Origin of the sequence: uncultured Devosia sp., from assembly GCF_913055165.1 — a bacterium.
Taxonomy (GTDB): domain Bacteria; phylum Pseudomonadota; class Alphaproteobacteria; order Rhizobiales; family Devosiaceae; genus Devosia.
In genome coordinates, this window is sequence record NZ_CAJXJS010000056.1 from 1 (window position 1) to 23,391 (window position 23,391).

Consider the following 23,391-nt stretch of genomic DNA (forward strand, 5'->3'; position numbering starts at 1 on the left):
GAGCTGGCGAGCGTGGAAATGCACGCCATCCAGACCTCGGGCAATTGCATTCGCAATGTCACCACCGACCAGTTCGCCGGTGCTGCTGCCGACGAGATCATCGATCCGCGTCCGGTGGCCGAGATCATCCGCCAGTGGTCGAGCCTGCATCCGGAATTCTCGTACCTGCCGCGCAAGTTCAAGATCGCCATGACCGGCTCGCCCAATGACCGGGCGGCCATCCGCTTCCACGATATCGGCCTGCAGGCCGCCGTGAACGCGGCCGGCGAAATTGGCTGGGAAGTGTGGGTCGGTGGTGGCCTGGGCCGTACGCCCATGGTGGCCAAGCTGATCAACAGCTTTGTGCCCAATGAGCATTTGCTGGCCTATCTCGAATCCATCATGCGCGTTTACAACCGCTATGGCCGCCGGGACAACAAGTACAAGGCGCGCATCAAGATCCTCGTGCACGAAGAGGGTCTTGAGAGCATCAAAGGGCAGGTGGAAGCCGAGTTCGCCGAAGTGCGCGGCGGCGTCCTTACCCTGCCGCAGGAAGAGCTTGACCGCATCACGGCCTATTTCGCGCCGCCCGATTTTGCCGACCGCTCAGGTGACAAGGTGGACGTGGCCTATGAGTCGATCATTGACCCGGCCTATGGCCGCTGGCTCGACAATAACCTGCATCCGCACAAGCAGCCTGGCTATGCCTCGGTAACGGTTTCGCTCAAGCCTGTTGGCGGCGCCCCGGGCGATGCCACCGATGCGCAGATCGATGTGGTCGCGGACCTGGCGGAGACGTACTCCTATGACGAGCTGCGCGTGACCCATGAGCAGAACCTGGTTCTGCCCCATGTGGCCATTGCCGATTTGCGGGCCGTCTATGACGTATTGGTCGCCAACGGTCTGGCCGAGGGCAACAATAACCTCATTACCGACATGATCTGCTGCCCGGGTCTGGATTTCTGCGCCCTGGCCAATGCCCGCTCGATCCCGATCGCGCAGGAGATTTCCAAGACCTTTGCGGCTCCGGACCGGCAGAAGGAAATCGGCGATCTCAAGATCAAGATTTCCGGCTGCATCAATGCCTGCGGCCATCACCATGTCGGCCATATCGGCATTCTGGGCGTCGAGAAGAAGGGCGGCGAGCTTTATCAGATCACGCTGGGCGGTGATGCCACAGAGGGCGCGTCGGTGGGCAAGATCATCGGGCCGGGCTTTGAAGCCGATCAGGTGCCGGGCGCGATCGAGAAGCTGGTGGATTTCTACATCGCCAATCGGACCAGTGCGGACGAACCCTTCCTGGATGCCTATCGGCGGCTGGGCGAGGCTCCATTCAAGGAGGCGCTTTATGGCACAGTCTAACGTCGCCGTGGCGCCAGCTGCGCATGAGAAGCTCAAGGCGCTGGGCATTCTGGCGCTGAACGGCATGTTCGACGAGATGGATGCGCTGAGTGTGCTGCGCTACGCCGTCAGCGACGTGCTGCCGGGGGATTTGGCCATCGTGTCGTCCTTCGGCGCGGACTCGGCCGTCTTGCTGCATATGGTGGCGCAGGTGGATCCCTCCCTGCCGGTCTATTTCCTAGAAACCGGCAAGCATTTCCCGGAAACGCTGGCTTATGTGGAGACGCTGAAGAAGACGCTGGGGCTGCTCAACGTCCACACGGTGCATCCCAACCCCGATGATGTGCGGCGTTTCGACCCCGATGGTGACCTGTGGGAGACCGATCCGGATTCCTGCTGCCATATCCGCAAGACCGAGCCGCTTGAGCCGATCACCGAGCAGTATGGTGGCTGGGTCACCGGACGAAAGCGCTACCAGACGACCGAGCGTGGCGTACTGCCACATTTCGAGCTGACCAGCGATGATCGCATCAAGGTCAATCCACTGGCTTATTTCTCGGACGCGGACGTTGTCGAGTATCGTCAGACGCGTAACTTGCCCGAGCACCCGCTCTATGCCAAAGGCTTCAAGTCTATTGGCTGTGCACCCTGCACCTCCGCAGTCGCCGATGGCGAGGACCCGCGCGCCGGACGGTGGCGCGGCCTCAACAAGAAAGAGTGCGGCATCCATTATGATTTCAACGGAGCCATTGCTTCCCCGATGACTGCCGCTTCGCGCCATACCCTGTGGAAAGACGGGGCCTTTATTGCAGATCCGTTCAAGGAATGGACCGAGGGCACCGACCCGGCAAGTGCGCGCTATGTGCATGTCCCGCTGCCGGAGTTCCTGGCCAACCGTGACGCCTATCTGGCCAATCCGCATCCTTTGGGGCTGCTGGTGTCGCCAGGCGAGTCTGTCGAGGATGTTGCAGAGGACTTGTCGCGCTTCGCCTCCGTGGCCATCCGGTTCCCCGCGTTCTCGGACGGCCGGGGCTATTCGACGGCGCGCTTGCTGGCGGAGCGCTACAGATTCGCCGGTGAAATCAGGGCCGTAGGCGATGTTCTGCAGGATCAGATTCCGTTGATGCGCCGCTGTGGCATCAATGCGCTGGTCGTCACGCATGAACCGACGCGTCATGCACTGGTGGAAAACCGTCTGCCGGAGGTAGCCATCTTCTACCAGCCCGTGGGCACCGCCGAGGTTCCGGTGGGCACACGTCCCTTCCTTCGCCGCGTCTCCTGAGATAAGTGGAGCGCATTGGTCCCATTCACCGCAGGGGCATTGCCGCAATGGTGGCATGCCCCTCTACCTGAAACAGAGGTTCCCGCTGTCGCGGGGACGGCGCCGGGCAGAAACTGTCTGCCTCCCGGTGAGACGGAATTGAAACATGAGCACTGAGATCACCACCGATGTTGTCGTTATTGGCGCGGGCCCCTGCGGGCTGTTCGCCGCCTTCGAACTCGGGCTGCTCGACATCAAATGTCACTTCATCGACATTCTCGATCGGCCGGGCGGGCAGTGCGCCGAACTCTATCCGGAAAAGCCGATCTACGACATTCCGGCCTTCCCCGTGGTGACCGGCCAACAGCTTACCGACAATCTGATGGCGCAGATTGCGCCGTTCTCGCCCGAATTCCATTTCTCGCGCATGGTGAACTCCATCGAGAAGCTGGAGGATGGCTCGTTCAAGCTGGTGACCGACGCCGACGAAACCTTCTTCACCAAGGTGGTGGTGATTGCCGCCGGCGGCGGTTCGTTCCAGCCCAAGCGCCCGCCAGTGGCGGGTATCGAGCAGTTCGAGAATAAGTCGGTGTTCTATGCCGTGCGCCGGATCGAGGATTTCCGTGATCAGGACGTTGTCATTGTCGGTGGCGGTGACTCCGCCCTGGACTGGACGCTCAACCTGGCGCCGATCGTGCGCACCCTGACGCTGGTGCATCGCCGCGACGCCTTCAAGGCAGCGCCAGCCTCGGTGAACAAGATGAAGGAGCTGGTTGCAGACGGGAAGATCAACTTCCAGCTCGGCCAGATCGCCAAGCTCGACGGCGAGAATGGCATGATCAACCATGTGCACCTGACCACCGAAGCAGGTGACCTCTCGATTCCGGCGACACGTCTGCTGCCGTTCTTCGGCTTGACCATGAAGCTGGGTCCGGTCGCAGATTGGGGGCTGGAACTGAACGACAACACCATCGTGGTTGATACAGAGAAGTTCCAGACATCGGTGCCCGGCATCTTCGCCATCGGCGACATCAACCATTATCCGGGTAAGCTCAAACTGATCCTCAGCGGATTCCACGAGGCGGCCCTGATGGCGCAGGCGGCCAAGGCGATCATCTCGCCTGGTGAGCGCGTCGTGTTCCAGTACACCACCAGTTCGACCAAGCTGCAGAAGAAGCTCGGCGTGGCCTGAGGGCCCGCGCCCATCCCATCCACTCGATGTCACCCCGGCGAATGCCGGGATGACAGCCGGTGTGGGTTGAGATGATGGACGGCCAAAGTTGGTCTTGCCGTTCAACCCATATCTGGCTATCCCCTTCGCGCTGTTGAGGAGCGCCCCATGAAGATCACCGTTACCGACCAGTCAGGCGAAGTGCACGAGCTCGAGGGGCTTGAGGGCTGGCGCGTCATGGAGGTCATTCGCGACTGGGGCCTCAACATCAAGGCCGAATGCGGGGGCGCATGCTCCTGTGCCACCTGCCATGTCTATGTCGATTCCGAATGGCTCGACGCGGTGGGCGCGCCGAGCGAGGAAGAAGAAGACATGCTCGATAGCGTGGGCGATGTGAAATCGAACTCGCGGCTGAGCTGCCAGATCCTGTGTTCGGATGAGCTCGACGGGCTCAAGCTGACCCTCGCGCCGAGTGCGGCAAAGGACTGATCACAAGTCTCGCCCATTGTCGTTAGATTAAGACCTGTCACGCCAGGATGGGCCCAATTGCCGTTGCGTGATTGATGCAGGTCTTATTGTGACATCCACTTGCCAAGGCTGCAGGGGCGGCCAGGATTTCCCCGTGCCATTCACGATGGCATTCCATCCGATCATCGATATCGACCAGGAGCGCATCTGGGGCTACGAGGCGCTGGTGCGCGGCGTGGACGGTCAGTCGGCGGCCTCGGTGCTCTCGGCGGTCACTGAGGCAAATCGATACGTGTTCGACCAGGCATGCCGGGTCAAAGCGATTGAACTGGCTGGGGCCAATCTGTCGGCAGCGTCGGACTCGCGCCTCTCAATCAACTTCATGCCCAATGCGGTCTATGAACCGCGCGCCTGTATTCGCGCGACTTTGGAGGCGGCGGCCAGGGCGGGGTTTAGTCCGAACCGGCTAATGTTCGAGTTCACCGAGAACGAGCGCATGGACACCAGCCATGTCGCCAATATCGTGGCCGAGTACAAGCGAATGGGTTTCACCACGGCCATTGACGACTTCGGCGCGGGTTATGCCGGACTGGGTTTGCTGGCGCAGTTCCAGCCCGATCTGATCAAGATCGATATGGAACTGCTCCGCGGCGTGGATAGCTCGGTGGCGCGGCAGGCGATCGTCGCCGGCATCGTGGCCATGGCCAAGGCTCTTGGCATTACGGTGCTGGCTGAGGGTGTTGAGACCGGGGGTGAGCTTGCCACGCTGCGCGCCGCTGGTATTAGCCTGTTCCAGGGCTATCTCTTTGCCAAGCCGCAGGTGGAAACTTTCGCCACGCGCGAGCAATTGCAGCTAGTCGCCTGACTTTTTGCCGGCGTCGGCCGTCACCTTGACGAGGTCGGGAATAAAATCCCGCACCGTCGGCTGGGGCAGTGTTTCAAAGGGCAGGGGGCGGACCACCCGCATGGCGGCGATGCCGACGCGGACGGTCATCAATCCGTTGACCACGCCCTCGCCCAATCGGGCAGAGAGCTTCGCCGCCAGTCCCTGGCCCACCAATTGCTCGACAACACCATCTGTCAGCACCAGGCCGCCGGTGACGGCGAGATGGGCCAGCACCGCTCCGGCAAGGCGCCAGAAGCCGAAGAAGCCTGGGCGCGCGCCGTAGAGCGCGGCGATGGCGCCGGCGAGGCGGATGCTCTCATAGATCACGAAGGCCACGTCGATGAGGGCGCGTGGCGAAACTGCCGTGACCAGGGCGACGCGGCGGGCCGAGGCGGCGACGAGGGTGCGGGAGCGGGCATCGAGCGGTGACATGAGGCTGCGTTCGGTCACCGCGATGATGTCCGTGCCATCGAAGAGGTCACCCGTGTGGGCGTCCAGGCTCTCCCGGGCGCGGGCCAGATCGGGGCGAGCGGCGTAAATGCCGTGGAGATGGCTGGCAACGGCGCGGGCCAGTTTGGGGTCGTTGTCGGCATGGGCGCGAGCGGCGTCGGCGCGCAGCGCGTCCAGAACCGAGAGACGCCGCACCGCCAGCATCTCCCGGATGACCAGAGCGATGATAGCGACCACAAAGGCACCGAGGACACCCAGCCCGACCCAGCCCAGCCATTCATTGGTGGCAAAGAGATCGCGGATCAGCCGGTCGGCGGCCAGACCCAGGCCTGCCGAGACGAGGATGCCGCCGGTGGTCCAGGTCACGCGAGCCAGCCAGCCCATGCGGCGGGGCGGTGGCGTGACCAGTTCAGGCTGGGCCTCGGGCTCAAAGGCGACTTCAACGATCTCTGCCCGGTCCGGCGTGAAAGCGCGTGGCGCGCGGACAGCGTCCGTTTGCCTGTCATTCACTGCGGTGGGACGGGCGATGGGGCGCTTCATGCCATCCAATCTCCGATGAGGTAATCGAGTGCCCGATCCAGCCGGATATGGGGCAGGACGACATCGCCCGAGGCGTTGCGCTCCAGCATTTGCGGCGGCGTGAAGCGCAGGAAGTTCAGCGACACAGGTTTGCCGTTCTCAAAAAGTGAGTCCGGACGTTCCGGCAAGTCACCGGGGAACAAGGCGATTTCGGTTTTGCCGTCATAGGCGGTGCCATCGAGCGTCTCGCCCCCAAGCGGGGTGCCGACGAGGGTGGGCAGGGTTTCGCCGCCTTCGCGAATGGTGCCTTCGCTGGTGGCGCGAATACCTGCCATGGCGATGGATTTGGTCTCCGCGCCGGCAAAGCTGGCCCGCTTGCGCGCATTGGACACCAGGCGGTTGAGAATGGCCTCCAGCCGGTCGTGGCTGGTGTGATGGACATGGTCGGCCTTGGTGGCGGCGAAGAGAATGCGATCGATGCGGCGCGAGAAGGGGCGCAGCAGCGGGTTGGCTTCGCCCTGGCGGAAGCATGCGAGCACCGAGGTCAATGCCGTCTCCAGATCATTGACGGCTGCCGGCCCGGTGTTAAGTGCGCGCAGGGTATCGACCAGCACAACCTGCCGGTCGAGACGCGCGAAATGATCGCGGAAGAAGGGGCGCACCACCTGGGACTTGTAGGCCTCATAGCGGCTCTCCAGCATGGCGTGGAGGCTGCCACGGGCGGTTGCGCCCGCCGGGCGCGGCAGGGGGGCAAAGGTCAGGGCCGGGGAGCCCTCGAGGTCGCCGGGCAGCAGGAAGCGACCAGGCGGGAGGGTGGAGAGCGCGCCATGCTCGCGGCTGCGGCGCAGATAGGTCGTGAATGCCGTCGCCAGGCGCTCTGCATCCGGGTCGTTTGCTTCCCCAGATGTGTCGGCGTTGTCCAGCACGCGCAGAAATTCGGCGGCCTCGTCGGCATGGCCGGGCTGGCGGGCACGCGCCAGGGCCTGATCGCTCCATTCGCCAAAGCTGAGGCCAAGCAGGGGCAGATCGAGCAGCCATTCGCCGGGATAATCGACAATATCGAGATTGAGCGTGGCCGGGCCGGTCATGCCCGCCCACCATTTTGCAGACTGAAACTTCAGCACTAGGCGGAGTTGGGAGATGCGGCGCGTGCTTTCCGGCCAGGTGGGCGGATTGCCGGTCAGCGCCGCCAGATGCTGTTCATAGGCAAAGCGCGGGATGGTGGCGTCCGGATATTCGGCCAGCCTGGCCCCGATGAAGCGGCCATCGGCCAGCGGAGTGAAACCGGGCAGGCGGCCCTGGGTGAGCAAATTGTGCACCAGAGCCGTGATGAAAATGGTCTTGCCGGCGCGGCTGAGGCCGGTGACGCCCAGGCGCAGGGTCGGCGTCAGCACGCCAGTAGCGCTGTCGGCCAGGTTGGAGAGGGCAATGCCCAGTTCGTCGGTGATGGTGGTCGGCGGCTGCGGCAAAGAAGGTCTGTCCCCGTGTTATGGCAAGGTAGGGTTTGGGGAGGGGTTTGCAAGAGGCGAAAGCCGCACTCCCGTCATAGGCATGTCATGAAACGTCGCTAGGTGTGCTGTTCTAACATTACAGGTGTGCTGATGATCCGCGCTTTCTCCATTGCCCTTCTCGTGTCCGGTCTGGCCGCTTCTTCGGTGTTTGCGCAGGATGCCGGCCATGGCGATGAGGAGCATCATGTTTTCGAGGCCAATGGCATCGAGATCGTGCATCCCTGGGCACGGGCCGCGGCGACGGGCGAGGAGACTTTCGTCTTTTTTGAGCTGCACAATGAGGGCGCAGCCGACACGCTGCTGGGCGCCAGCAGCTTGGCGGCCCAAGATGTGCATATTGTCGGTCTGACCATGAGCACCGACGGCACGGGTGTTCAGGAGGTCGGTGAGATCGATATTCCCGAGGGCGAATTCGCGTTCGATCCGGGCGGGTTGGCGCTGGAACTGCATGGCCTCACTGCGGCCCTGGAGCAGGGTGGCCACTTCGACCTCGTGCTCAACTTTGCCAATGCCGGCCCGGTGGATATTGAGGTGGCGGTGGAAGCAGCCAATGCCAATCAACACAGCCATGCGGGGCACAGCCACTAAATTGGCACCGCATTGACGCCCTGCAGGTCATGACATTCCCCGGATGGGCGGGGAATGTCATGGCATTGTCACCGATGTGTCACCCGGCTGAAATGGCCGGGCCCTAACTCCATGCCTGCCGTGCGCAAGGGCGCCGCGGCTCGCATATTTTGCGCATGGAGGTTTTCCGCAATGAATCGCGTTGCACGCATTCTGCTGGCAGGCGTGTCCGCCGCCAGCATGACCGTTCCGGTCGTTTCCCAGGACCTGGTTCAGGCCGAGAGCAGCTGGTACACCGATGCCGATGCCAAGCTGCAGGCCATGATCGACATGCAGCCCAATACCGGCAAGGCCAAGAACGTCATCCTGTTCGTTGCCGATGGCCAGGGCGTCGGCACGAACTATGCCGTGCGTCTCTTCGCCGGTCAGCTTGAAGGCAAGCTGGGCGAAGAGCATGTCCTACCCTATGAAGAATATCCCTATACCGCGCTGATCAAGACCTACAATATCAACGCCCAGACCCCGGATTCCGCACCGACCGCCGGCGCAATGAACTCGGGCATCAAGCAGGTGTTCAACACCATCAACCTCAACGAGAATGGCCGCCACGACAATTGCGCCAGCGAAGAGGGTAACAAGGTCACCCTGTTCTCCGAGATCGCCTCGGAAATGGGCAAATCGGTTGGCGTTGTGTCGACCGCGCGCGCGACGCACGCCACTCCGGCTGCTGTCTATGCCAAGACCGCGAACCGCAACTGGGAAGCTGCAGCTCCTGAAGGCTGCACCGATATTGCCGTTCAGGCCATCGACGCCATGGAAGCCGGCACCGTTGACGTGCTGCTTGCTGGCGGCGCCCGCAACTTCTATCCGGCTGGTACGCAGACTGTGCATGGCGGCGACTCCAGCCGCAAGGATGAGCTGAACCTGGTCGCTCGCGCCGAAGAAGCCGGTGCCCAGTTCGTCAGCGACCTGGCTGGCCTGGAAGCCGCTGCGGCCGGATCGCCGCTGCTTGGTCTCTTCACCAATTCGGACATGAGCTACGAAACCGAGCGTCCGGAAACCGAACCTTCGGTCGCCGACATGACCGTCGCCGCCATCAAGGCCATGCAAGGCAATGAAGACGGCTTCTACCTGATGGTGGAAGGTGGCCGCGTCGACCATGCCAACCATGCCGGCAATGCCAACCGCGCCTTCATGGATGGCGTGGCTTTCGCCAAGGCCGTCGCCATGGCCGACGAAATGACCAACGACGAAGATACCCTGATCATCGTCACGGCTGACCACGAACACGCCATTGCCTTCAACGGCTATTGCGGTCGCGGTACGCCGATCACCGGCCTGTGCATGGGCATCAATGCCGATGGCGTCGAGCATACCGGCGAGCCCGAACTGGCCGATGATGGCAAGCCCTATTCGGTCGTTGGCTATCTCAATGGCGCTGGCTCGGTCCTGACCGAACAGGCTGACGGTTCTTATTTCGGCACCCGGCCGAACGTGACCCAGGAAGAAGCGCTGGACGTGGACTACCTGCAGCAGGCCTTGATCCCGATGGGTTCGGAAACCCATTCGGGTGAAGACGTCGCGTCCTGGGCCAAGGGTCCGTGGGCTCACCTGCTCACCGGTACCCAGGAGCAGAACTACATCTTCCACGTGATGAACCACGCCGTTTCGGCCGAGTAAGTCTCGTTCAAAGATTGGGGAGGGGCTCGTTTGTGACGGGCCCCTCCGTTTTGGTGTTACGCGGAAGCGTCATCCTCGCCTGCTAGACGGAGATTGCCATGCATCGTCGCAAGTTCATTACCCTGTCCGCCGCCATCCCCGCCAGCCTGGCGCTGGGCGCCTCGCGCGTTGCAGCCAGGGAAGCGGTGCGTATGCGTGAGCTCTACAATCCGGACGGGTCGTTTTCCGACTATGCCCTTGAAATGGCCGACAAACCTGTCCTGCTCGAAGGGTTCATGGCGCCGCCGCTCAAGGCGGAATGGAGCTTCTTTGTCCTGACCAAAATTCCCATGTCGGTTTGCCCGTTCTGCGATAACGAAGCCGACTGGCCGCGCGATATCGTCTCGATCTATGCGCGCGATATCATCACCGTGACCCCGTTCAACGTGCCGATCGAAGTCGAGGGCACGCTCAAGATCGGCACCTATACCGATGAGAAACTGGGCTTTGTATCGCGCGTGCGGGTCGTCGATGCCGCCCATTGGAGAGCGTGATTGCTGCATCTGGAGGCCATCGAACATCGCTTCGAGGGGCGGTCTGCCGGGGCGCCGCCGGCGCTCGATATCCCCTCCCTGTCCATGAAGGCAGGCCGCCTGACGGTCATTCGCGGACCATCGGGCTCAGGCAAGACGACGCTGCTCTATGTGCTGAGTGGCCTCGTCCGGCCGACCTCGGGTCAGGTGCGCTGGGATAGTGTCGACATCGCTGGGCTGGGAGAGGGCGCGCGGGATCGCTGGCGCCGCCGCAATGCCGGTGTTGTATTTCAGAATTTCAATCTGATCGAAGAAATGAGCCCCCTGGGCAATGTGACGCTGGCCGCCTATTTCTCGGCTTTTACCGACAGCCATGTGCGGGCGCGCGGCAGGAGCTTGCTTGAGCAGTTCGGCGTTCCCGACGAGGCGCGGCACGTATCCAGCTATTCGCGCGGCGAGCAGCAGCGCGTGGCGCTGGCCCGGGCATTGGTGTTCGATCCGCCGATCCTGTTTGCCGACGAGCCCACTGCCAGTCTGGACGAAGCCAATTCGGCCGAGCTTTGCCAGTCGTTCAAGCGGCTGGCGAGCGAGGGGCGTACGGTGGTTGCGGTATCGCATGACCCGTTGCTGATCGAAGCTGCCGATGCCGTGGTGAGGCTTGATCATGGGCGGGTGGTGGAACGGGAGCTGGTGGCATGAACCCGTTTCCTGTCGTCCTCTCCCTGCTCAACCGCAATCGCGTGACACTGATCTTCTTCGTGGTGCTGATCACCTTCGCGGTGGGGCTGGGCATTGCCATCACCACTCAGGAGCGCGCCGTGCGCCAGGGTAGCGCGCGGGCCGCCGACAAGTTCGACCTGGTGATCGGTTCACCCGGCAGTCCATTCGACCTGGTGCTGGCTTCTGTCTATGCCCGGCCTGCTGCCATGGGGTTGGTAGACGGCGAGATGCTGGCCCGCATCATGGCCGAGGACAGCATTGATTTTGCCGCGCCCATTGCGTTCGGTGACAGTGCCAGCGGCTATCCGATCATGGGCACCACGCCGCAATTCGTTGAACATCTTTCCGGCGGGATCGAAGAGGGCCGCCTGTTCACGTCCGCATACGAAGCCGTGCTGGGCGCCAATGTGCGTCTTGACCTGGGACAACACCTCCATGCCGCCCATGACGGTTTCGACAGTGAAGAGATGCTGCACGAGGGCACGATCGAGGTGGTCGGGCGCATGGCGCGCACCCATTCGGCCTGGGACAATGTGGTGGTGGTGCCGGTCGAGCAGGTCTGGGGCAGCCATGGCCTGCCAACCGGCCATGCCCCGGGCGATGAACGAATTGGTCCGCCTTTTGTTACCGATCAACTGCCGGGTGTGCCCGCCATTGTGGTGAAGCCAGCGACCGTTCCGGCCGCCTATGGGCTGCGCAACGCCTATCGCACGGATGCGACCCAAGCGATCTTTCCCGCCGAAATTCTGGTGCAGCTCTATGCGCTGCTCGGTGACGCGCGGGCGATCATGAGCTTTCTGGCGCTGGCGACGCAAGTTCTGGTGGTTGCGGCGATTTTGTCGGGCGTGATGATCATATTGCAGCTCTATCGCACGCGCTTTGCCGTGCTCAGGGCATTGGGCGCGACGGCAGGCTATGTGTTCCTGGTCGCCTGGAGCTATGTGGCGCTGCTGATCCTGGCGGGTGCCGTGCTGGGTCTGGGGCTGGGGGCAGGGGTCTCCTGGGCCGTCAGCGGCTATCTCGAAGCGCAGAGCGGCATCGCCATTCCGGTGACCATCTCCTGGCAGGAGGTGCAATTGGTGCTGATGCTGATTGGTGCCGGGGCGGCGCTCGCTGTCCTACCGGCCGTGGCCATCTATCGCCAGCCGGTGGTTGAGGGGTTGCGGTAAGACTCAGGACTTGTTGCTCGCGTGAGAACAAGCTGGCATGACCTAACCCGGAAGGCCATCCAGCTTTGGGATGTTCTCCAGATGCTCGTCCCAGTTCGCTCGGCTGGCTACACAGATATGCGCATTGGGTCGGATATCGATCGGGTCATCAATGGATCCGGCAGGCACAACCACCAAGGCGCCATCTGACTGGACAGTTGGAAGGGCGGACCCGCATTTGGTGCAAAAGCTCTTCATGTGCCGAGTGTCGGCAAGTCGATAGGTCTGAACACTCTCATGACCAAAGAGCCAGCGCAGAGTTGCTGTGGATGAGAACAGATTGGCAGCATGGGCTGACCCCGTGTCCTTTCGGCAGCGCGTACAGTGACAGAGAAAGAAGTTCTCAAACTCACCTGAAATCTGGAACCTGACGGTGCCGCACGAACAGGATCCCGCGGTGGTTCTGGTCATAGTGCTCTTTGGTCCTTCAAAAAGGGGATAGCTGCAGGTCGCGCAGCTACCAAGACGCTCAGGACCTGCTTCCCTGGATTGAACGCAATCAGTCAGCTCCACCGGCTGAGACATGCGCCGTTTTTGCCGGTGGAGTTGACGTCCTTTGTAACTGCAGACCTAGCTGCCGATCTTCTCCAGCTCGAACGGGGTCGTCTGGTAGATCTCGTTGATCCAGTTCTGGAACAGGAGATGGGCGTGGCTGCGCCAGCGGTTCTCCGGGATGGCGCTGGTGTCGCCATTGGGGAACAGGTTTTCCGGCGGCGGCGTGTCGAGGCCGGCGGCCTTATCCCGTTCGTATTCGTCGGCCAGCGAGCGGTTGTCATATTCCAGGTGGTTGAGGAAATAGACGGCCCGCTCATTGCGGTCGCCCAGCATGCAGAGGCCGATGTCGGGCTGGTCGATCAGCACTTCGAGATTTGGTCCGAGGCTGGTGCGGTCGATATCGTTATAGCGCGAGACCGGGATCATCGGGCTGTCCGACATGCCGCGCAGGTAGGGCGAGCGTGTGCCCACCACCTTGTGGCGGAAGACGCCGAAGGCCTTCTTGTCCATCCGGTAGCGCCTGGCGCCATGGAAGTGGTGCAAGGCGGCCTGCGCGCCCCAGCAAATGAACATGGTGTGGTGCACATTGGTGCGCGTCCACTCCATGATCTCCAGCATTTCGGGCCAGTAACGCACCTCCTCGAAGGGCAGGTTGGCGATGGGTGCGCCGGTGACGATGAAACCGTCGAACTTGCGCTCCTTCACCTCTTCCCAGGTCTGGTAGAAGGTATTGAGGTAGTCTTCCGGGGTGTTCTTGGACTGGTGATCGGTCACCCGCACAAGGCTCAGATTGATCTGCAGCGGTGTCGCGCCGATCAGGCGGGCGAACTGGGTTTCGGTCCGCTCCTTGTTGGGCATCAGGTTGAGCAGGCCGAATTCGAGCGGGCGGATGTCCTGCCGCGCGGCGCGGCTGGAGTCCATGACGTTGACGCCCTCTTCTTCGAGCGTCTTTCGGGCGGGCAGGTTGTCTGGAATTCTGATAGGCATATCAGCCTCTTAACGGGGTGCGGTGAGAAAACGATTCAGGCTGGCGCGCATCTCCCTGAGGGAGACGCGCTAGCGCATTCGCTTCTCGATCGCTGCGGCGACCAGATCGACAAATTCGTCGCCATTGCGCGCGTTCGCCAAGTCCGAGGCTTCCACCACATAGCCGAAATTGTCGGCCAGCGCCTGATAGCGGGGCAGGCGGTCATGCAGAAGGGCTTCGAAACCCCAGGCGCCAAAGCCGGCGGGGTCAACGTCGCTGTCGTCCCCGATGCCATTGATCTGCTTGTACTCGTTCCATTTCTCGACAAGAAATTCGGGACGATAATACATCGGCTTGGGCGACTTCTTGAAGCGCTTGACCAGTTCGGTCGTGTCCTTGTCCGTGCCGCGGATGTAGATCAGCGCGGTATGCGCTGCCAGTGTCCGGATGACAGGGTCTTCGGGATCGTTCGGGTCGACGACCTCAATCAAGGAACCGCCGGTGTCGGCGATGAAGTCGTCATAGCCATAAAGTGCCTTGGCCCGCTCGATAAAGTAGGGGACGTCGCAGAGCGCCGCGATCTCGGCAACGCGGTGCTGTTCCTGGCGGCGCTGATACTCAGCCAATGGCAGGCCGCCGCGCTCCACGTCGCCCGGCGTGCCCAGGTAGGTCGAGAGCGGGTCGAGATTGTCGAAGGTGATGTTGGACGAGATGTAGATCGAGTCCGTGCGCAACAGTTGCGCCAGGAACGGCACCTTCATGGCCTCGCGCTTGAAATTGTCAACAATGAACTCGCCCATATAGCGCGTGCCGATGCGATAATCGGCCGAATAGTGGAACCAGTGTTTGGCCCGCAGCATGTTGGACAGGCGCGTCTTGCCAACGCCAGCCATGCCGAACACGGTCACAGCGCGCCTTGGGGCCTTCACAAACTCATCGACGCTGGAAAACAGCATATTCAGACGCTCCGATGGCCTGGGGCGGCCAAACTGCCTGAGTTGCGTTTAAAGCAAGCGTGTCCCGATCTCAAGCGATCGGCAAAATCTGCCGGTGGCTCGGACTCATTTGCCGCCTCGTTGCCCTATTTGGCCGCTTCCTCCTGAAAAATCATAACAAAATCAATGGCTCAGGCAATTGGCATCGGGTTTGCATCTGACACGGTGAACGCGCCCTGCGGCGCAACGGGGATTACGGAGTTACAGATGGGTATCTATGGGGCTCTTTCCAGTGCGGTGACCGGCCTGCGGGCGCAGTCGCATGCGCTGGAGAACATTTCGGGCAACATCGCCAATTCGCAGACCACCGGTTACAAGCGGATGGAGACGAGTTTCCTCGATCTCATTCCCGATGCGCCGCTGAAGGCGCAGGTTCCGGGCGCCGTGCTGGCGCAGTCCCGCGCTACCAACAATATCCAGGGCGATATCCAGACCAGCTCGAACGAAACCTATATTGCGTTGAACTCTGGCGGGTTCTTTGTGGTCGAGCCCAAGGTTGGCCAGTCAGATGGCAATTCGGTGTTTGCCGGCTCGAACTATTTCACGCGCCGCGGCGACTTCGAAATCGACAAGGACGGTCTGCTGGTCAATGGCGCCGGGTACTATCTCAAGGGCCTGCCGATCGACCCGGCGACGGGCAATATTTCGGGCTCTGTGCCCGAAGTGATCCAGCTGTCCAACGCCTTCCTGCCGGCGAATGTGACGACCACGATCAACTACCAGTCCAACCTGCCGCAATTGCCCAAGACGGCCAGCTACAATTCGACGGTCTATAATAGCGAGCTGCTGGGTTCGGAGAATTTCGGCGCCGCTGCGACCCCCGCAGCCGCCAACGGTACGGCGAATCTGGGCGCTGGCGCGGGCGCAAACCTGGCGACCACCGTGTTTGCAGATGGCCAGGAAATGACCGTGACGGTCAATGGCGCACCGGTGCGGTTCCGTTTCTACGCGGCGCCGACGCCTGCACCGACGACTGGCGTGGCGATCAGCCTTGATGCGCCCAGGACCGTGCAGAACGTGCTCGACGACATGCAGGCCGGCCTGCGCGACTTCGGCGGCGGGGCAGCGGCCTCGGCGACGGTTGGGCTCAATGGCGGCAACCAGCTCGCGATCTCGTTGGGCGCTGACTATCACGCCTCCTTCTCGATCAGCGGCACAACGCCTGCTCTGGCGGCAACCCTCGGATTGACCGAACCGCAGGCTTCCTCGGCGCCGACCCTGGCAACGGTCAATACCGTGACTGCCGATGACGCTGATGACTTTATCGCCAACTCGATCTCGGGCGGCGCGATCACCGTCTATGCCAGCAATGGCGCGCCGGTGAATGTGCAGCTGCGCTGGGCCAAGGTGGATAGTGCGGCCTCGGGCGGCACGGACACCTGGAACCTGTTCTATCTCTCCGATAGCCAGGCGGTCGGCGGAGCGACGGCCTGGACCAATATCGGGCAGGAATACGAGTTCAACAGCAATGGATCGCTCGCCACCAGCGTGCCGCAGGCCACGATCAGCAATCTGCGCGTCAATGGCGTGCTGATCGGCGATGTGGTGCTCCAGCATGAGACCAATGGCGTGTCGCAGTTTGCCGACGTCAACGGTACCGTGACGGTCTCTACCCTCAACCAGAATGGCTATGGTGCCGGTGAATTCCTCTCGGTTGCCATCACCGACTCCGGCCGTGTCGTCGCCACCTATTCCAATGGCGAGCGCATCGAAATGGCGCAGGTCGTGACGGCCCAGTTCAACGGCGTCAACTCGCTCAAGCGCCTTGACGGCGGTGTCTATGAGGCCACGTCGGAATCTGGTGAGCCGATCTTCGACCTATCCGGTTCGGGCATTATCGGCGGCGCGCTTGAGGCGTCCAACACCGATATCTCGGACGAGTTCACCAAGCTGATCATCACGCAGCAGGCCTATTCGGCCGGTACCCGCATCGTTTCGACTGCCGACGAGATGCTGCAGGAAGCGCTGAACATGATCCGCTAGGGCGGAAATTGAGTAAGGGTCCGGGGCAGGGTGCCCCGGACCTCAGTCCAGTCTGAGGGCCGCTTTCATGGGTCTGGTTTCGTCGCTTTCAAATGCCGTGTCGGGTCTGCGGACCAGCCAGGATTCGATCTCGATCCTGAGCCGCAACATCGCCAATTCCGGCACGCCGGGCTATCACCGGCAATCGCTGAACATTATCGACTATTCGTCGGTCAACAGCACTTATGCCCGGACAGCCGGGGTCAATCGCGCCTTCAACCAGAGCCTGCAGACCTACTACAACCGGCAGGTGTCGGACACGTCCATGTCCAATGTCATGGGCGACTACCTCAACAAGCTGCAGGGCTATCTGGGCAAGCCTGGCGAGGCTGGTTCGCTCGATACCATGTTCGGCTCGTTCAAGAATTCGCTGCAGGCGCTGGCGACCAGCCCGGACGACTACCCGACCCGCGCCAATGTGGTGGCCGAGGCGCAGGCCATGGCGCGGCAGCTCAACTCGCTTTCCAATTCAGTGCAGCAATTGCGCCAGGAAACCGAGACGCGGATCTCCAACGACGTCTCCGAAGTCAACGCCATGCTCATCTCGCTCAACGAGGTGAACAACCGCATGCTGGACCTGGGCATGACCGACACGGCGCGGGCCCAGCTCTATGACCAGCGGGACCGCCTGGTTGCCTCGGTGGCTGAAGTCATCGACGTACAGGCCGAATATCGGGCCGACGGCACCGTAGCGCTGATGACGCGCTCGGGCGTGGGGCTGCTCGACAACGGCTTTTCCACGTTCAAGTTCACCACGGCCGGCTCTCTTTCGGCGACATCGCAGACCAATATCGATACCGACCAGAGCCGCGTGGGCAAGCTCACCCTGACCACACCGTCCGGGCTCACCATCGACCTGGTGCACCAGGGCGTGCTGCAGGGCGGCGAACTGGCTGGCCTCGTGCAGTTGCGGGACAAGATCCTGGTTGAAGCACAGAACCAGCTCGACGAGATCGCTGCTGGTATTGCGTCGGTATTTTCGACCATCACCACCCCCGGCACCGCCGCCGATGACGGCTTGGGCGCGACCGGGTTCTCGGCCGATATTTCGCACCTCAGGCCCGGTAACGACGTCCTCCTCAACTACACGGTCAACGGCACTGAGCAGCGCGTCCGCATCGTCAACAGCGCCAATGGCGAGGACTTTGTGGATGCCAGCGGACAGCGGGTGATCTCGGTCGATTTTGGGGATCCACCCAATGCCACGGCCGTAGCTGGGGCCTTGCAGGCCAAGCTGCCGGCTCTGGGCATCACCAGCCCCAGCGCCGGAGTTCTGAGGGTTCTGGACGATGGCGCTGCCGGTGCGCGCGATATCACCGGCCTGACGACGCGCGGCACGGCGACCGGCACGCAGCAGGGCGAACTGGCCATGGCCCTGTTCGTCGACCAGGGCAATTCACCCTTCACGGACAATCTCGACACCAATCCGCCGCAGATCGTCGGCTTTGCCTCGCGTATTTCGGTCAATCCGGCGGTGATTTCGGACAATCGCCTGCTGGTGCAGTTCGATATCGACCATTCGCTGGGTGATGCAGCACGGCCCGAATATGTCCTGGAACAGCTCAATGCCATGAGCTTTGTCTCCGGCAGCACGCCGGCCGCTAATGCAGGACGGCACCAGCTCAACGGTACGGTCGAGCAACTGATCGAGCAGGTGCTGAACTATCAGGGCACGACGATTGGTTCGGCCCTTACCGCACAGAGCAATCGCCAGCTGACCCTGGACACCATCACGACCCAGATGGAGAGCGAATACGGGGTCAACCTCGACGAGGAAATGGCCCGGCTGACCGAATTGCAGAGCGCCTATGCCGCCAATGCCCGCGTGGTGTCGGTGGTCAAGGAATTGCTCGACACCCTGTTTGCGTCGACCTGAAGGAGTAGCGTGAGATGATCGTCAACAAGTCGATGTACCCCCTGACTACGGGCTTTTCCGTCATCTCCAAGATGCAGGACAAGTTCGCACAGCTGCAAATGCAGCTTGGCACCGGCGTCAAGGCGCAGACCCTGTCGGAAATGGGGCGCGACCTGCCGATCTCGCTGTCGGTGCGCTCCCGGCTGACGACCATCGCCGGCTACAATGCCAGCATCGAGCAGGTCGATTTGCGCATGAGCTTTTACGACAATGCGCTGTCGCGGCTGGATGCCATCGAAGGTGAGGCGCGTAACTCCGCCATTCAGGGGCAATATGGCTCCAACAATATCAACATGGCGACCATTCCCGGCCTGTCTCGGGCCCGACTGGACGAGATGGTCACTCTGCTTAACTCTGACATTGCAGGACGGCATCTGTTCGGCGGTTCGAAAACCGACGCGGCGCCGCTACCCACCACCACGGAGATGCTCGAAGGGGCCGGGGGCCGCGCTGGTTACAAGACCGTGGTGACCGAAAGGCAAATGGCCGATCTGGGCGCTGCGGGGCAGGGGCGGCTGACGACGGCGATCAACCCAGTGGCTCCGGCGCTGCCGACTGATCCGGTCACCGTTACGCTGGCCGAAGACGGCGACCATCCCTTCGGGTTCAAGCTCTCGACCGTTTCGGCCATCGGCGCCAATATCGGCATTGTCTCGGACTTTGCAGCCTCGCCGGCCGATATCGATTTCACGTTTCCAGGCGATCCTGGAACGGTGGCGGAAGGGGACAGCATCACCCTTGGTTTCACCCTGCCTGACGGCACTGAAACCCAGATCACGCTCAAGGCTGTGTCGGCGGCCAATGCCAGCGGCGCCACAGGCGAATTCGTCATTGGGGATGATCCTTTGACGGCCACCATCACAACAGCGACCAATTTCGACAATGCCCTCAAGGCATCGCTGCAGAAGACGGCCGAGAGTGAACTTAAGGCGGCCTCGACCTATGCTGCCTCGCAGAATTTCTTCAACGCCGCTGGCGAGCCGGTGCTGCGCGTCAATGGTGCCGATCCCTACTCGTCCACCAGCCTCCGGATCGCCACCAAGACCGACACGGTCATGTGGTATAGCGGCGATACGGCGGCGGTGTCCGCGGTCGGCATGGGACGGCTCACATCCACTCGCGCTGCTGAAACGGTGACGTTGACCGAAAACATCCCGGTTTCGTCCGCGCATGGCTTCCAGATCTCGGCCGTGTCATCCACGGTGGCCAATGCCGGTGCGTTGACGGCGACGCACACGCCAGGCGATCCGGCCAATATGTCGGTGGTCTTTGACGACGCATTCGCGCTGACGGCCGGAGACAGTGTCACGGTAACCTTGACCGAGCCGAACGGCACGAGCCGCCAGGTGACCTTGACCGCGGTGACGGGCCGCGCTGGGCCTGGCCAGTTTACCATCGGCGCAGATGAACAGGCCTCGGCCGAAAACTTCGAAAAAGCCATGATCCGCTCGGTCACCGAGGCAGCCGCGGCGGCCGAAGGCAATCCGCGCCAGTCGGTTACGGCGGCGGTGGAGGACTCAGGTCGAGTGGCCTATGGCATGCAGGCCAACGAAAGCGGATATTTGCGGTTGATCCGCACCATGGCAGCGATGACCGTGGAGACCTATCCTGAAATCACCAACGCCGCCGACCCCAATTCTGTCGACCTGAACCCGGCCAAAGCACGATTTGACGCCATGGCCCGCCGGCAGCAGCTTGAGCTGTCCGAAGGTCGCAACTCGGAGCGCGGCTCGATCGAGCTGATTACCATGGAGCTGGGCGTTGCCCGAGCCGGCCTGAAGGCGGCCACCGATCGGCACACCAATTACAAGGCGCAACTGGACAACCTGCTGAGCGATGTGGAAACGGTGAGCAAGGAAGATGTGGCGATGGAAATCCTGGCCCTGCAAACCCGCCTCACGGCCAGCTATCAGGTGACCTCCATGGTCAGCCAGTTGAGCCTGGTGAACTATCTCTAGTAGCCGGCGCCCCTGACAGCAGCCAAAAGAAAAGCCCCGCAGCGATGCGGGGCTTTTCGTTGTTTAACGGTCCAGCGGATTACATACCGCGCAGGCCCGCCGCAATCTGTCGGTTGAGCTGCACGAGGACGGTCAGCTGTTCGGCCTGGGGGACCCCCTCATAGAGAATTTCGCGGGTCTGGTTCATCACGAACATGCCCAGATTGGCGATGTTCTGACGGATTTCCTGGGGCAGGGGGCTGTCATCCTGGGTGACAGCGGACATGAAGATGGTCCACAGCTTGCGATTGAAGGTGAGCGCCGAGCGCAGCTCTTCCTGGGTCGAAGTATCCCACTCGTCCTTGACCTTCTGCAGGCCGGCTGCGGCCTTCATGAGCAATGCGGATTCGCGTTGGCGTGGATTTTCAACGACTTTCGCCGTCTGTTGATACGCCTGAGCGCCGTGCTGATGCATGAGAAAGCAGGTCCTGTTCGTATTCAATGAGGCGTTGGGCAGCCTTCAGAGCCTTGTACAGGGACCCGGTTAATATCTCGTTATTGATTTGGTCGACAATCGGGAGAGAACTGGGCACGGCCTCCACAAAGTCCTTTGAAAGGTCGTTGTAGGACTGCTGGGCGCGCTCCGAATCCTCCTCAATATACATCAGCTGCACCGCCAGATAGATGCGCTTGGCCGGGGTGTTGGCTGTCTCGGAGGTCAGGATGTCCTTTTCGCGCAGAATGGGCGCGTGGCCATCGATGAACAGGCGCGTGCGCTGGTCGGAATTGGTGATGATGCAATTGCCAACCAGCAATTTCTCACCGGGCTTGAGTTCAACCTTGAGCGCCATCTTCGATTTGTCCGCAACAGAGAAAGTGACCGGACCTGTCTATCCCGAGATTGCGGCGAAAACAACGAAGGCGGGCACAAGGCCCGCCTCCTAAGAATTGCTTGGTAAGCGATTTACTGCAGGAGCTGCAGGATCGACTGGTCGGCCTGGCTGGCCAGCGAGAGCGAGTTCTGCGAGAGCTGCTGGCGGGTCTGGAGGGCCAGAAGGTTCGCCGCTTCGGTATTCATATCGGCCAGGGTCAGGTTGCCGGCACCGGTTTCCAGCGTATTGATCATGGCTTCGGTGAACGACTTGCGGTTCTGCACGATCGAGAGGTTCGAGCCGAAGGTCGAGGCCTGTGAGCGGACTTCATCCAGGGCGGCCTTCACGTCAGACAGCAGACCGTCAATGGTCACGTCGCTATCGAGCTGCTCTTCCTCGAGCTGGGTCGGCACGCCCAGATTGAAGGCGTTGATGGTCTCGCCATTCTCGGTCTGGATGTCGATGGCCGAGGTGCCGGTCTCGTTGAAGGTGATGGTCAGCTTGTCGCCGCGCAACAGGTTGATACCGTTGAACGAAGCGTCATCGGAAAGCTTGTCGAGCTGATCACGGAGTTCATTGAACTGGTCGGTGAGGCCGGCACGGACGGAGTTGCCGAGGATGGAGCTCGCGCCAGTGGTGGAGCCGTCTACAGCACCAAGGGCAGTCACGCCATCGACCGTCAAGTCCTGGGTGGACTGGTTTTCGATGCGCAGCTTGCCATTGTCGTTAGACGCACGGATCTTGCCAAAGAGCGGGCTGGACTGTGAATTGATCTCGCTGACGAGTTCGTCGACGGTCTTGATGGCGCCACCGTCGGCTGCACCGGCCGTTCCGTTGATGGCAGCGGTAAGCCCGGTATTGGCCAGAGTCAGGCCTGCGGAGCTTGTGTCGGCGTCGGTCAGAACACCGATCGTGGTGTTGACGTCGGATGCGGTGCCAGTGGTGTCCGAGGTGATGGTCAGGTTGTTGCCCGAGAACGACACCGTCGCGCCGGTGATCTGATTCTGGATCAGTTCGGCATATTCTTCGGCATTTTCGATCTGAGCATCGCCATCGCCAGCAGCAGCGATAGTGGTCGCGTCAATGGTAACGTTTTGGGCTGCACCACCGTCCACGGAGACCGTGAAAGTAATGCTGTCACCAGCATCGGCTTCGAAGGCAACGCCGCCAAAGGTTATACCGGCCGTACCTGGAGTTGCCTTGGTCAGGTTGATATCAACGGCAGTGGTGCCGACAGCGCCACCGGAGAACGAAATCACGTCGCCGGTGCCAAGACCAGTGGTCGGAACAGTGTAGGAGGCAGTCTGGAAGGACTTGTCCTGACGGGCCTGGCGCAGGGTCGACTGCATCGATTCCAGGGTCTTGGTCATGGCCGAAAGGCCATTGTCAGCAGCTTCAAGGGTTTGGATGCCGTTGGCCATGGAGTCGATCAGTGAGTTCAGATCGCTTGCGCGGTTGGTAAGGCCCTTGGCAGTGAACCAGTTGGAGGGATTGTCCAGAGCCGAGTTCACCTTGTTGCCGGTGGCGAGACGATTCTGCGTCGTCGCCATCATGTCGGCGGTGCCTTTGAGGGAGAGAAGATTGGCCCGAACGGCCTTCGAAAGTGAGATGTCCGCCATTGAATGCAATCCTTGCCTCAGGCCGTTCCGGCCCCTTGCCCAAAGAGTTAACCGCCATTTCTTAAAGGGGCGTTAACCATGCGGATTGACCAATCATAAACCATAAAATCGAGGGTTTCCGGCGCTCCAAAGAGAGAAGGGCGGGTCTTGCGACCCGCCCTTCCAGTGATTCTGAAACGGATGCTGACCGATTAACGGATCAGCTGGAGAATCGACTGGTCGGCCTGGCTCGCCAGCGAGAGCGAGTTCTGCGACAGGGACTGACGGGTCTGCAGAGCCAGCAGGTTCGCAGCTTC

Annotated in this window: 21 protein-coding genes; 13 read left to right on the forward strand and 8 right to left on the reverse strand. The window is 61.6% G+C overall.

The window, feature by feature from the left end:
• The 5 genes from QZ564_RS15310 to QZ564_RS15330 all read left to right on the forward strand — a co-directional run.
• On the forward strand, positions 1 to 1,341 hold a 1,341-nt coding region (locus QZ564_RS15310; protein WP_297111852.1), incomplete at its 5' end, for a nitrite/sulfite reductase.
• Positions 1,328 to 2,602: a phosphoadenylyl-sulfate reductase gene (locus tag QZ564_RS15315; protein ID WP_297111853.1), complete on the forward strand. Its 1,275-nt coding sequence runs from the start codon at positions 1,328 to 1,330 to the stop codon at positions 2,600 to 2,602. The genes QZ564_RS15310 and QZ564_RS15315, both read left to right, overlap by 14 nt.
• 145 nt (positions 2,603 to 2,747) lie before the next feature.
• Entirely contained in the window at positions 2,748 to 3,773 is a 1,026-nt protein-coding gene (locus QZ564_RS15320; protein WP_297111855.1) for an NAD(P)/FAD-dependent oxidoreductase, read from the forward strand.
• 147 nt (positions 3,774 to 3,920) lie between these two features.
• A complete protein-coding gene (locus QZ564_RS15325; protein WP_297111857.1) occupies positions 3,921 to 4,241 on the forward strand; it encodes a 2Fe-2S iron-sulfur cluster-binding protein in 321 nt (106 codons plus the stop codon).
• 145 nt (positions 4,242 to 4,386) lie between these two features.
• Entirely contained in the window at positions 4,387 to 5,085 is a 699-nt protein-coding gene (locus tag QZ564_RS15330; protein ID WP_297111893.1) for an EAL domain-containing protein, read from the forward strand.
• Here the strand turns inward: QZ564_RS15330 and QZ564_RS15335 are convergent.
• A complete protein-coding gene (locus QZ564_RS15335) occupies positions 5,074 to 6,096 on the reverse strand; it encodes a TIGR01620 family protein (RefSeq protein WP_297111860.1) in 1,023 nt (340 codons plus the stop codon). The genes QZ564_RS15330 and QZ564_RS15335 overlap by 12 nt on opposite strands.
• Positions 6,093 to 7,544 (reverse strand): YcjX family protein, encoded by a 1,452-nt coding sequence (locus QZ564_RS15340; RefSeq protein WP_297111862.1) that lies wholly within the window; start codon positions 7,542 to 7,544, stop codon positions 6,093 to 6,095. The genes QZ564_RS15335 and QZ564_RS15340 overlap by 4 nt, the downstream gene beginning before the upstream one ends.
• Positions 7,545 to 7,676: 132 nt before the next feature.
• Here QZ564_RS15340 and QZ564_RS15345 point away from each other — a divergent pair, with 132 nt between their 5' ends.
• The 5 genes from QZ564_RS15345 to QZ564_RS15365 all read left to right on the forward strand — a co-directional run bounded on the left by QZ564_RS15345 (position 7,677) and on the right by QZ564_RS15365 (position 12,234).
• Positions 7,677 to 8,174: a copper chaperone PCu(A)C gene (locus QZ564_RS15345; protein ID WP_297111864.1), complete on the forward strand. Its 498-nt coding sequence runs from the start codon at positions 7,677 to 7,679 to the stop codon at positions 8,172 to 8,174.
• Positions 8,175 to 8,345: 171 nt separating this feature from the next.
• Positions 8,346 to 9,833, forward strand: coding sequence for an alkaline phosphatase (locus tag QZ564_RS15350; RefSeq protein WP_297111866.1), 1,488 nt, complete (start codon positions 8,346 to 8,348; stop codon positions 9,831 to 9,833).
• A gap of 98 nt (positions 9,834 to 9,931) precedes the next feature.
• Positions 9,932 to 10,366 carry a hypothetical protein gene (locus QZ564_RS15355; RefSeq protein ID WP_297111868.1) on the forward strand — a complete coding sequence of 145 codons (435 nt, stop codon included), beginning with the start codon at positions 9,932 to 9,934 and terminating at the stop codon, positions 10,364 to 10,366.
• Positions 10,367 to 11,044: an ABC transporter ATP-binding protein gene (locus tag QZ564_RS15360; RefSeq protein WP_297111870.1), complete on the forward strand. Its 678-nt coding sequence runs from the start codon at positions 10,367 to 10,369 to the stop codon at positions 11,042 to 11,044.
• Positions 11,041 to 12,234 (forward strand): FtsX-like permease family protein, encoded by a 1,194-nt coding sequence (locus QZ564_RS15365; protein ID WP_297111872.1) that lies wholly within the window; start codon positions 11,041 to 11,043, stop codon positions 12,232 to 12,234. Before QZ564_RS15360 ends, QZ564_RS15365 begins: the two co-directional genes overlap by 4 nt.
• A gap of 42 nt (positions 12,235 to 12,276) precedes the next feature.
• Here QZ564_RS15365 and QZ564_RS15370 read toward each other — a convergent pair whose 3' ends face one another.
• The 3 genes from QZ564_RS15370 to QZ564_RS15380 form a co-directional block, all read right to left on the reverse strand.
• Complete coding sequence (locus QZ564_RS15370) at positions 12,277 to 12,798, reverse strand: GFA family protein (protein WP_363312308.1); 522 nt, start codon at positions 12,796 to 12,798, stop codon at positions 12,277 to 12,279.
• A 45-nt stretch (positions 12,799 to 12,843) separates the two neighbouring features.
• A complete protein-coding gene (gene metA / locus QZ564_RS15375; RefSeq protein WP_297111876.1) occupies positions 12,844 to 13,755 on the reverse strand; it encodes a homoserine O-succinyltransferase in 912 nt (303 codons plus the stop codon).
• A gap of 69 nt (positions 13,756 to 13,824) precedes the next feature.
• Positions 13,825 to 14,691 carry an ATPase gene (locus QZ564_RS15380; protein WP_297111878.1) on the reverse strand — a complete coding sequence of 289 codons (867 nt, stop codon included), beginning with the start codon at positions 14,689 to 14,691 and terminating at the stop codon, positions 13,825 to 13,827.
• A 246-nt stretch (positions 14,692 to 14,937) separates the two neighbouring features.
• Here QZ564_RS15380 and QZ564_RS15385 point away from each other — a divergent pair, with 246 nt between their 5' ends.
• The 3 genes from QZ564_RS15385 to QZ564_RS15395 all read left to right on the forward strand — a co-directional run bounded on the left by QZ564_RS15385 (position 14,938) and on the right by QZ564_RS15395 (position 20,625).
• Positions 14,938 to 16,713: a flagellar hook-basal body complex protein gene (locus QZ564_RS15385; protein ID WP_297111880.1), complete on the forward strand. Its 1,776-nt coding sequence runs from the start codon at positions 14,938 to 14,940 to the stop codon at positions 16,711 to 16,713.
• Between the two features lie 67 nt (positions 16,714 to 16,780).
• Positions 16,781 to 18,628 (forward strand): flagellar hook-associated protein FlgK, encoded by a 1,848-nt coding sequence (flgK, locus tag QZ564_RS15390; protein ID WP_297111882.1) that lies wholly within the window; start codon positions 16,781 to 16,783, stop codon positions 18,626 to 18,628.
• Positions 18,629 to 18,642: 14 nt separating this feature from the next.
• The gene (locus tag QZ564_RS15395; protein ID WP_297111885.1) at positions 18,643 to 20,625 is read left to right on the forward strand and encodes a hypothetical protein; all 1,983 of its coding nucleotides are present in this window, start codon (positions 18,643 to 18,645) and stop codon (positions 20,623 to 20,625) included.
• 79 nt (positions 20,626 to 20,704) lie between these two features.
• On the opposite strand, the gene flaF is transcribed toward QZ564_RS15395, so the two are convergent.
• The 3 genes from flaF to QZ564_RS15410 form a co-directional block, all read right to left on the reverse strand.
• Positions 20,705 to 21,079 carry a flagellar biosynthesis regulator FlaF gene (gene flaF / locus QZ564_RS15400; protein ID WP_297111887.1) on the reverse strand — a complete coding sequence of 125 codons (375 nt, stop codon included), beginning with the start codon at positions 21,077 to 21,079 and terminating at the stop codon, positions 20,705 to 20,707.
• Positions 21,030 to 21,455, reverse strand: a complete 426-nt coding sequence (gene flbT, locus QZ564_RS15405) for a flagellar biosynthesis repressor FlbT (protein WP_297111889.1) — start codon at positions 21,453 to 21,455, stop codon at positions 21,030 to 21,032. The genes flaF and flbT overlap by 50 nt, the downstream gene beginning before the upstream one ends.
• 113 nt (positions 21,456 to 21,568) lie before the next feature.
• The gene (locus tag QZ564_RS15410) at positions 21,569 to 23,095 is read right to left on the reverse strand and encodes a flagellin (RefSeq protein WP_297111891.1); all 1,527 of its coding nucleotides are present in this window, start codon (positions 23,093 to 23,095) and stop codon (positions 21,569 to 21,571) included.
• Between the last annotated feature and the right edge of the window lie 296 nt (positions 23,096 to 23,391).